Origin of the sequence: Peptoniphilus sp., from assembly GCF_050943655.1 — a bacterium.
Taxonomy (GTDB): Bacteria; Bacillota; Clostridia; order Tissierellales; family Peptoniphilaceae; genus Peptoniphilus_A.
The window spans coordinates 1-9,080 of the sequence record NZ_JBMNPQ010000058.1 but is presented as its reverse complement, the minus strand read 5'-3'; the positions used below and the strand labels follow the sequence as shown (position 1 = coordinate 9,080).

The window sequence follows — 9,080 nt, the reverse complement described above, 5'->3', positions numbered from 1 at the left end:
ATAATAAGCGATAATCTCCCACAAAAAACAATTTTTGTAAATTTTATTTTACACAGAATTTTCCAAGATACTTTAAAACTGTGATATAATATAAAAAATACACAGAAAAGGACATTATTTATGGATAAAAAATACAAAAGACCTGCGTGGCTAGAAATTAATTTAAATAATTTTATAAATAATATGGAAACAATAAAAAAATCCCTCACACCAGGAACAGAAATCCTAAGCGTCGTAAAGGCCGACGGATATGAAGTTGGTGCTGTTGCTCTTGTGCGTGAATCTGTAAAACTTGGAATAAGAAACTTTGCCGTTGCAACAGAGTCTGAGGCAATAATTCTTAAAAATGAATTTAAGGATATAAATGTACTAAAACTAGGCTACACTCCAGAGTATCAATTTGAAGAGAGCATCAAAAGAGATATTTCTTCAACTATATATACTCTCGAACAGGCAAAGAAGTTTGACGAGCTTGCCAAAAATTTAAACAAAAAAGCAAAGCTACATATTTGCATCGATTCAGGAATGTCTAGAATTGGATTTTTGCCAAATGAAGATTCAATAGAAAAAATTATAGAAATCTTTAAACTTGAAAACTTAGACGTAGTAGGAATATTCTCACACTTCGCTGCATCTGACTCAGATCTTGACTTCACAAAAAAACAATTTGATACTTTCACAGATTTTATAAAAAAATTAGAACTAAGAGGCGTTCACTTTAAATATAGACACATTGCAAACTCTGCATCAATTCTAACTCACCGTGAATATGACCTTGACATGGTAAGACCAGGAATTATTCAATACGGCTACACTGACACGAGAGACTCAGCTGCAATGCATAACTTAAAACCAATAATTAGTCTAAAGGCTGAGATTAGTAATGTAAAAATTATTGATGAAGGGATATCTGTTGGATATTCACGCACATACTTTACAAATAAAAAAACTAAAGTCGTAACACTTCCTATAGGTTATGCCGACGGCATTCCAAGAATCTTATCAGGAAAAATTAATGTACTGATTAACGGAGTCAAATGTCCACAGATTGGACTTATATGTATGGATCAACTGATGGTCGATGCCACTGGAATAGATTGTAAAATTGGAGACGAGGTCGTTTTAATTGGTGAGCAAGGAGATGAAAAAATAGAAATTAGAGACTTCTGTGAGCTTAGCGGCGACTGCGAGACATCTTTTCTAACTCACTTTGACAAGAGACTTCCACGACTTTATTTTAAAGATGGAGAAGTCGTTGAAATAATGGAAATTTAATTTTTGCATTTAAAAACTACTTATAATTATATAAGTAGTTTTTTGATTGCGATTAAATTTTAAGCTTCTTCAGGAGCTTCTTCTGATTCTTGTTCTTGATTTAGCTTTTCTTTTACAGCATGATATTCTTTAAACACTGCATCTTCTAGTTCTTTTCTTGCTTCGGCATTAATAGGATGTGCTATATCTCTAAATTCTCCATTTGCAAGTTTTCTACTTGGCATAGCTAAAAACAAAGAATCAATTCCTTCAATGATTTTAATATCATGAATAACGATTTCATCATTTAGAGTAACAGATACTATAGCTTTTAGTTTTCCCTCTGTTGGCAATTTGCGAAGTCTAATATCAGTGATGTTCATATATTGTCACCCTCTCTTTCTTTACCATATTATAGCATAAAACTTCTTTTAAATAAATATATTTTTTATATTTGAAAATATATTCCTGCTTCATATATAAATATTTTACTATATTTTTAAATTTAGATTGCTATTTTAAAAAAATTTTACAATGACAAATTATATTTTGCTTAAAAGTTCAAAATGTAAAATAATAATTTTGTGATATAATAAATAAAGAAATATTTGGAGGATTAAAATTGTTTGAAATTGATATAGATAATAGTAAGTATAAAAATATATTTTTTATTGGAATCGGTGGAATCTCAATGTCTGCCCTAGCTGAGCTTATGCTACATAAGGGCTACAATGTTTTTGGAAGCGACAAAAACAGTTCAATCAATACAGATAAACTCATAAAAAACGGAGCCACTATTTACTTTGAACACGACAAAGAAAACATTAAAAATATGGATCTTGTAATTTACACAGATGCCATAAGCCTTGATAATGTTGAACTGATGCAGGCAATTAAAGATAAAGTTGATTTAGTAGATAGAGCAACTTTTTTGGGCGCTATAATGAAAAACTTTGACTCATCAATAGCTGTCTCAGGTACTCACGGCAAGACTACTACAACTTCAATGATTGCTGAAATAATTAAAGACGAAGAAATAAATCCAACAATAATGCTTGGAGGCCAGCTTAAAGACATTGATGGAAATATAAAGTACGGCGACGAGAAACTTTTCTTGACAGAAGCCTGCGAATATAAAGCTAATATTTTAAAATATTTCCCTACAACGGCAATAGTATTAAACATCGACGAAGACCACTTGGATTTCTTTGATAACAACGAGCACATAATCAAAACTTTTAAGGGCTACATCGATAATCTTGGACGAGATGATTATGCAATCTTAAATGCAGATGATGAAAATATTAAAGAACTTTACCCAATTGATAACACAAAAGTTTTCACATTTGGGATAAATAATGATGCCAACTTAATGGCAAAAAATATAAGCTTTAATGAAGCTGGAGTTCCAACATACGATGCTTATTTAGATGGCAAAAAACTTGCAACAATAGAGCTTTCTGTTATGGGACGCCACAATATTTTAAATTCACTTGCAGCGATATGTGCAACTTATTTAAATGGAATACCTGTAGAAAAGATTGTCGAAGGACTTAAAAATTACAAAGGCGTTGAGAGAAGACTTGAGTACAAGGGAGTTTATAACGACGGCATAGTTATGGACGACTACGCACACCACCCTACAGAAATAAAATCAACAATCCACGCCCTCAAAAAAATTTGTAAGGGAAACCTCATTACAGTTTTCCAACCGCACACATTTACAAGGACAAAACTGCTTCTTGATTCTTTCGCAAATTCTTTTGTAGAATCTGACACAGTTATAATTACTGATATATATGCAGCGCGTGAGAAAGATTATGGAGACATACATTCCAAAACTCTTCAAACTGCAATCAATAAGCACAACAAAAATGCCTACTACATGGAAAGCTTTGAAGATGTAGTTAAATTTTTAAAGAATAATCTAAAAGACGGCGACATTGTTGTGACAATGGGTGCTGGAGATGTGTATAAAATTGGCGAAATGCTATTAGAAGAAAAATAATTAAAGTCGAGTGTCACTCCACTCGACTTATTTTTATGCCTTAATTTTTAAAATTCATCATTTAAAGCTTTATCAAAAGCTTCTAAGTTTAGATCTAAATATTTTTCAGGTACATTGCCCTTAATAGATTTAACCCATGAATCGTGAGAAATGCTATCCAAAAATCTTGCACATACACCAAGCATCAGGATATTAGCAACTTGAGGGTTTCCCATTCTCGCAGATTCATTAGTAGCATCTACTACTACAACTTCACTTGCAATTTCCCTCATCTCATCTATTACATCTTCATCGTATTCCTCAGCCTCTTGTTGCACAAGCGAAGGTGCCATTTCATAATCATTTATGATTACGACTGAGTCTTTGTGTTTTAACAAATGTCTAAACCTTTTAGCTTCTAGTTTTTCAAAAGCAAGGAGCAAATCTCCTTCACCAGGATTTATATTTGGAGAATAAACTTTTTTGCCAAGCTTTACACTTCCCCAAACTTTTCCGCCTCTTTGTGAAAGACCAACAACGTCGTTTGTCTTAACATCAACACCAGAATAATTTGCAGCATCGGCAATAACTTTAGTCGCAAGGACCAAACCTTGTCCGCCAACTCCAGCTAAAAATATATTATTAGTACTCATAATAACCTCCTCAAAGAAAAATTATTTATCAATATTGTTACGTCTTTTAATTGCGCCAACTGGACAAACTTGGGCACAAACTGAACAACCTACGCATTGTTTTGGATCGATAGAAGATTTCTTCTTGTCGATTCCTCTATAATTTTTCATTCTTAGTGGAGGACAATTTGTTCTGATACAAGTTCTACAACCTATACAAACCTTTGGATCAACATAGAAGTTTGGCTCTTTAATCTTAAACTTCAAAGCACAAGGTCTAGAAGTAATTATAATAGAAACTCCCTCTCTATTAATTGCATCATTAATTTTTTCTTTCGCCTCTTCATATTTAAATTGGTCAATCCTTTCAATGTCTGTATAGCCCATATCTTTAAGTACATCATCAATAGAAATATCTTGACCAACATGGTCTCTTTCATATGAACTTGCTGTCGGTTGGCCACCGGTCATAGCAGTCGTACCATTGTCAAGGATAATCATTGTAATCTTTTCGTTGCCCTTTAATTGATAGCGAAGGTCGGCAAATCCAGGAAGTCCACTGTGGAAGAATGTTCCATCACCAATAACTCCAACAAGTGGTCTGTCATCTTCTAACTTATCTAGCGCAAATCTAAGTCCCTTAATCATTCCAACAGATGCACCCATGGAAATATTCATATTTAAAACTTCCCAAGGATATAAAAGACCCATTGTGTAGCAACCAATATCTCCAACAACAGTTACCTTCGCTTTCTTCAAAATATCAAAAATCGGTCTGTGTGGACAGCCAGCACAGAAAAGTGGTCCCCTCGCAGTTGTGTCATCAGCTACTATTTCTTTAATTTTCTTTTCAGTTAAAATACCAGCCTTAACTAAGCCATCTTCAATATCTTCTGACATAAGTTCGCCAGTAAATGAAAAATACTTTTTGCCTTCGCATTTAATTCCGTGAATTTTTAATTCATTTTCAATAAAAGGCATCATTTCTTCAATTACGACTATATTTTTATATTTCTTATTAAGCTCTTTAATTTTTTCAATAGGTAGAGGATATACCATTCCAAGCTTTAACACAGAAACTTCAGGTGCCACTTCTTTAAAGTTATTGTATGCAATGCCGGAAGTTATAATTAAAGTATCTCCACCATAATCTTCAAACTTATTTATACTAGCATCGTTTGCCCACTCGCCGAGTTTTGCAATTCTATCTTGCATTTCGTATTGATGTTTAAAAGTGTGTGGTGGGAGCATACAGTACTTAGTTGGATCAGCTTCAAATGCCTTACCCTTGTGCTCTTCTCTTTCGCCAAGTTCTACTAGAGATCTTCCGTGGCAGAGTCTACTTGTAATTCTCATCATCATCGGACAGTTGTACTCTTCACTTAGATCAAGAGCAACTTTAACTAAGTCCTTGCTCTCTTGTGAATCACTTGGATCAAAAATTCCCATGTTGGCAAACTTGCCGAGGATTTCTGTTATCCTGTTCATTTTGTGAACTTGCCATGCCAGGGTCATCACCTGTTACTAGCAAAAATCCAGCATCAATTGGAGATTGAACGAAAGTCATAAGTGGGTCCATGCAAATGTTAACACCAACATGCTTCATACCTACCATGCTTCGAACTCCGCCAAAAGTTGCACCTATACCAATCTCAAGTGCTACTTTTTCATTAGTTGAAAATTCAGAATAAATTTCCTTATACTCCTTCATTTTATCCATTATCTCAACAGTTGGTGAACCTGGATAGGCTGTATAAACTTCACCACCAGCTTCATAAAAGCCTCTGGCAATGGCTTCATTGCCTGATAAAACAACTTTTTTTGTCAAAATAAACACTCCTCCCAAAATTAATTATAAGTAACATTACCAAATCAGTATATTAAACTTATACTATAATTATACAACGAATAGTAAAAAATTAATCTATATTTTTTAAAAATTTTCACAAAAAAGAGGACTCTCAAAACGAAAGTCCTCAAAATGATAATTATACTTCTACTTATTTATAACTTTCTTTAATTCAGACTCAACGAGGAGCCTCTTGTCGTTTTTGGGATAAGGATGACACGCCATCAAAAATAACTTTGTCTTGTCCTCTTCCCTTGTAAACTTGCTCCAATCAGTCGGTTCAATCACTTCTTGACCGTAGACCTCATAAAATAAAACTTGGTCTCTCGTCGTAATCTTAATTACAGAACCATTTTTAAGTCTATCGATATTAATAAACGAAAGATGTTCGTTCTTTCCACCTCTATGACCAGCCAAGACACAAGTTGTGTTTTTGGCAGAAGAAGGAAGATCTGTCGTATCGACAACTCCTGAGCCGTGAATTAAAGATTTAGGATTTGTATTGTCATAAATAGGTATCACAACGCCAATATCGTCGATTCTTATGACACCAATGGCAGTGTCCTTTTCAATAATATCAGCCCTATTATCATATTTATTGTCTTCAATTTTTTTATCAATCTCTTTATAAAGATTAGCATTTGGATTCTTGCCCTCTTGCAACTCCCTTTCAAGAGCAATTGCCTCTTTCTTCTGCTCCGAAATTCTATTGTTGTTGTAAAAAAGGAGTGCTAATGCACCAACCATTAGCACTATCCCTATACTAATCAGAATAACTGATTTCTTCAATCTTTATTCCTCATTTTCCTTTTTTCTTGCCTTAAGTCCAGCTACAGTTAGAGCTGCACCTGCTGCAAGAAGAATTCCTACATAAGCTGAAGTGTTTAGTCCGTCTCCTGTCTTTGGAAGATGTTTAACGCCATCTGATCCACCAGTTGGACCATTGTAGTCGTGTGGACCAATATTTCCAACAGCTTCGTTGTCGTCATCTCTATCACGAGACTCATCTTTTGTTGTGTCACTAGTTGTCACTTCATTTGACTTATTATCTTCTGTCACATTAGCCTTAGAATTATCATCTGTAACATTTGGCTTAGTATTATCTTGTGGAGTAGTATTATCTACCTCTGGCTTAGTAACATTTGTGTTTGTGTTGTTGTTACTTGGTTCGTAGTGAATAATAACACTGTTGTCTCCACTTGGTCTGTGTGGTCTAGAAGGTCTATCTGGTCTAGAAGAACCACCAGAGTTTGAACTTCCTCCAGATGTGTTGTCGCTAGAGTTAACCTCTTTGTACACATAAGTTACATGTAGTTCTTCTCCTGAAACAACTTTTCCATTTGCTGGCGCTGAGCCATCTTTCATCTTTACAAATTCATAACCATCGAAACTCTTCTTTTCTGTTGTATATTCTTCTCCTGCTGGGGCATCTTTCTTAACAACACTTTCAGCTTCAAGAACTTTTCCGTCTTCTGTTACATATTTTACATAGACACTACCTTTTTCAGCTTTTGGATTTACACTCTTATAGTAATTATAAACTACTTTTTGTTCTTTTTCATCCACATAATTACCAGATACATTTCCATTTTCATCTATAGTTGTGCCTCCTTGAAAATAAGTTTCTGACTTTTTAGAATTATACTTATAGCCCTCTTTATTTATTAATTTAGAACTGAAACTTTCGTCTTTTGTACCTTTAGTAGGTTCTTTAATTACTTCAAGGTCAGTTTGTTCAATAATGTTTTGACCTTCTTCTACAGGTTCTCCTTGCGCATTTACAGGTTTTCCATTAGCATCTCTGTATTCAATAAAATAATGATGTTCTTCTACAAAAGTCCCATTTTTTCCATCTACTTTTACTATGCCGTAATCTATAGTGTAATCATTTGAACCATTAATAGTGACAGTCGATTCAACTCCATTAGAATCAAATCTTTTGTCAGCACCCTTATTGGAATCTGTTGACTTATATCCGTTTGGAGTTTCAAATTTAACTGTATAAGTCCCATTAGGAAGCTTGTCAAAAATATAATATCCATTTTTATCAGTAGTTTTTTCTTCACTTGTTCCATCTGGTTTGATCAAAGTAACTTTGACACTTTCAACTCCCAGTTCGCCCTTATCTTGAATACCATTCTTATTTGAATCTTCCCAGACAAAATCACCAAGTTGATATACATTTTCTCCTTCTATACTTGTATCAGCAGATTCTATAATATTTTCATTATCCCAAAAAAATTTCGATTCATTAGTAGTTTCTACAAATGCACTAACTTTTAAAGTACCTGTCTCTTCAGATTTTTTACTATTCATTACTATTATATAACCTGTACCGTCACTAGTATTATTATCTGAGAAAATACTAAAATCAAAATCTACATATTCGACTTTATCATCTGCAGTACCAAATTTAGGTTCTACTTTGATAGACTCATACTTAGTCTTATCTACACCAAAACTTTTAGGAAATCCTGGTGTGGTATTATCATTTGGCACTTTATATATTTCAAAAGTTGTATTTTTAGAGTTAATAGTTGCTGTAGAGTCATTTTTGCTCTCCCATGAATCGGCTCGTATTGATAGCTTAGTTCCTTCTAAGTTGTGATGTTTTGGATTTACATAAACTATTTGTGTAAAATCATCACCAAATGGATCTGATTTTGTAATAAATGAATCAACAAGTTTTGTTGATGTAGTAAAATTTACATTTAACATAGTTGAAGCTTCCTGGTCAGAAACATTTACTTTAAACGTTTGATCTCCATTATCTGTTACTTTATAACGGTCTACCCAAAAAGTGAATTCGCCTTTTCCTTTTACATTTCTACTATTTTCTACATAATCAGTAAATGTGTAAATTAATTTATGATTTTCTTCATCATATTCTCCAGTTGCAATCAATGCCTTTGCGCTATTGTAAAAATTTGGAACAGGGGAAGCTGTTGAATCACCAAAAAAATTCATATTATCTGAAAGCTTAATTTCAAAATAATCTCCTTCTTTTACTGAGTTATCTTCCACATCAAAATCAAAAGACATATGAAGTCCACCTGATTTATTAGGATCTATTGTGTTTCCTTCTGTATTGTTTTCTAAATTTAAATTTGTAACTGTAATCTTATCAGCTACATCTTTACCAGTTGGCTCTTCATTTGCGAAAGTTCTAAGCCCTGGTAAAATTATGCTAAGTAACATTAATATAAATAAAATTAAACTTATTTTCTTTTTCATATCTCTCTCCTTTATTAAATTTTTATATTATACAGATAAGCATATATCTAAACTAATCTATATAATAAATTTTAAAATACAATTTAGTAGCATCATACCAATCAAAAACGCAACTAAATTTTAC

8 protein-coding genes are annotated in these 9,080 nt (G+C 33.2%); 2 read left to right on the top strand and 6 right to left on the bottom strand.

Annotation, left to right across the window (positions count from 1 at the left end):
• Positions 1-120 precede the first annotated feature (120 nt).
• Positions 121-1,275 carry an alanine racemase gene (gene alr / locus ACOX6R_RS06090; RefSeq protein ID WP_433448324.1) on the top strand — a complete coding sequence of 385 codons (1,155 nt, stop codon included), beginning with the start codon at positions 121-123 and terminating at the stop codon, positions 1,273-1,275.
• A 59-nt stretch (positions 1,276-1,334) separates the two neighbouring features.
• Here alr and spoVG read toward each other — a convergent pair whose 3' ends face one another.
• Positions 1,335-1,637, bottom strand: coding sequence for a septation regulator SpoVG (gene spoVG / locus ACOX6R_RS06085; protein ID WP_433448322.1), 303 nt, complete (start codon positions 1,635-1,637; stop codon positions 1,335-1,337).
• Positions 1,638-1,876: 239 nt separating this feature from the next.
• Between spoVG and murC the strand changes: the two genes are divergently transcribed.
• The gene (gene murC / locus ACOX6R_RS06080; protein ID WP_433448320.1) at positions 1,877-3,262 is read left to right on the top strand and encodes a UDP-N-acetylmuramate--L-alanine ligase; all 1,386 of its coding nucleotides are present in this window, start codon (positions 1,877-1,879) and stop codon (positions 3,260-3,262) included.
• Between the two features lie 47 nt (positions 3,263-3,309).
• On the opposite strand, the gene ACOX6R_RS06075 is transcribed toward murC, so the two are convergent.
• The 5 genes from ACOX6R_RS06075 to ACOX6R_RS06055 form a co-directional block, all read right to left on the bottom strand.
• Positions 3,310-3,894, bottom strand: a complete 585-nt coding sequence (locus tag ACOX6R_RS06075; protein WP_433448318.1) for an indolepyruvate oxidoreductase subunit beta — start codon at positions 3,892-3,894, stop codon at positions 3,310-3,312.
• Positions 3,895-3,915: 21 nt separating this feature from the next.
• Positions 3,916-5,361, bottom strand: coding sequence for a thiamine pyrophosphate-dependent enzyme (locus ACOX6R_RS06070; RefSeq protein WP_433448316.1), 1,446 nt, complete (start codon positions 5,359-5,361; stop codon positions 3,916-3,918).
• Positions 5,309-5,701: a hypothetical protein gene (locus ACOX6R_RS06065; RefSeq protein WP_433448314.1), complete on the bottom strand. Its 393-nt coding sequence runs from the start codon at positions 5,699-5,701 to the stop codon at positions 5,309-5,311. The genes ACOX6R_RS06070 and ACOX6R_RS06065 overlap by 53 nt, the downstream gene beginning before the upstream one ends.
• Positions 5,702-5,869: 168 nt before the next feature.
• The gene (locus ACOX6R_RS06060; RefSeq protein WP_433448312.1) at positions 5,870-6,511 is read right to left on the bottom strand and encodes a class C sortase; all 642 of its coding nucleotides are present in this window, start codon (positions 6,509-6,511) and stop codon (positions 5,870-5,872) included.
• A 3-nt stretch (positions 6,512-6,514) separates the two neighbouring features.
• The gene (locus ACOX6R_RS06055; protein ID WP_433448310.1) at positions 6,515-8,956 is read right to left on the bottom strand and encodes an SdrD B-like domain-containing protein; all 2,442 of its coding nucleotides are present in this window, start codon (positions 8,954-8,956) and stop codon (positions 6,515-6,517) included.
• Positions 8,957-9,080: the final 124 nt, after the last annotated feature.

What these genes read in the sequence shown, in the direction of transcription:
- ACOX6R_RS06055 (WP_433448310.1), bottom strand. Translation starts at nt 8,956, where the DNA reads ATGAAAAAGAAAATAAGTTTAATTTTATTTATATTAATGTTACTTAGC.
- ACOX6R_RS06070 (WP_433448316.1), bottom strand. Translation starts at nt 5,361, where the DNA reads ATGAACAGGATAACAGAAATCCTCGGCAAGTTTGCCAACATGGGAATT.
- ACOX6R_RS06075 (WP_433448318.1), bottom strand. Translation starts at nt 3,894, where the DNA reads ATGAGTACTAATAATATATTTTTAGCTGGAGTTGGCGGACAAGGTTTG.
- spoVG (WP_433448322.1), bottom strand. Translation starts at nt 1,637, where the DNA reads ATGAACATCACTGATATTAGACTTCGCAAATTGCCAACAGAGGGAAAA.
- alr (WP_433448324.1), top strand. Translation starts at nt 121, where the DNA reads ATGGATAAAAAATACAAAAGACCTGCGTGGCTAGAAATTAATTTAAAT.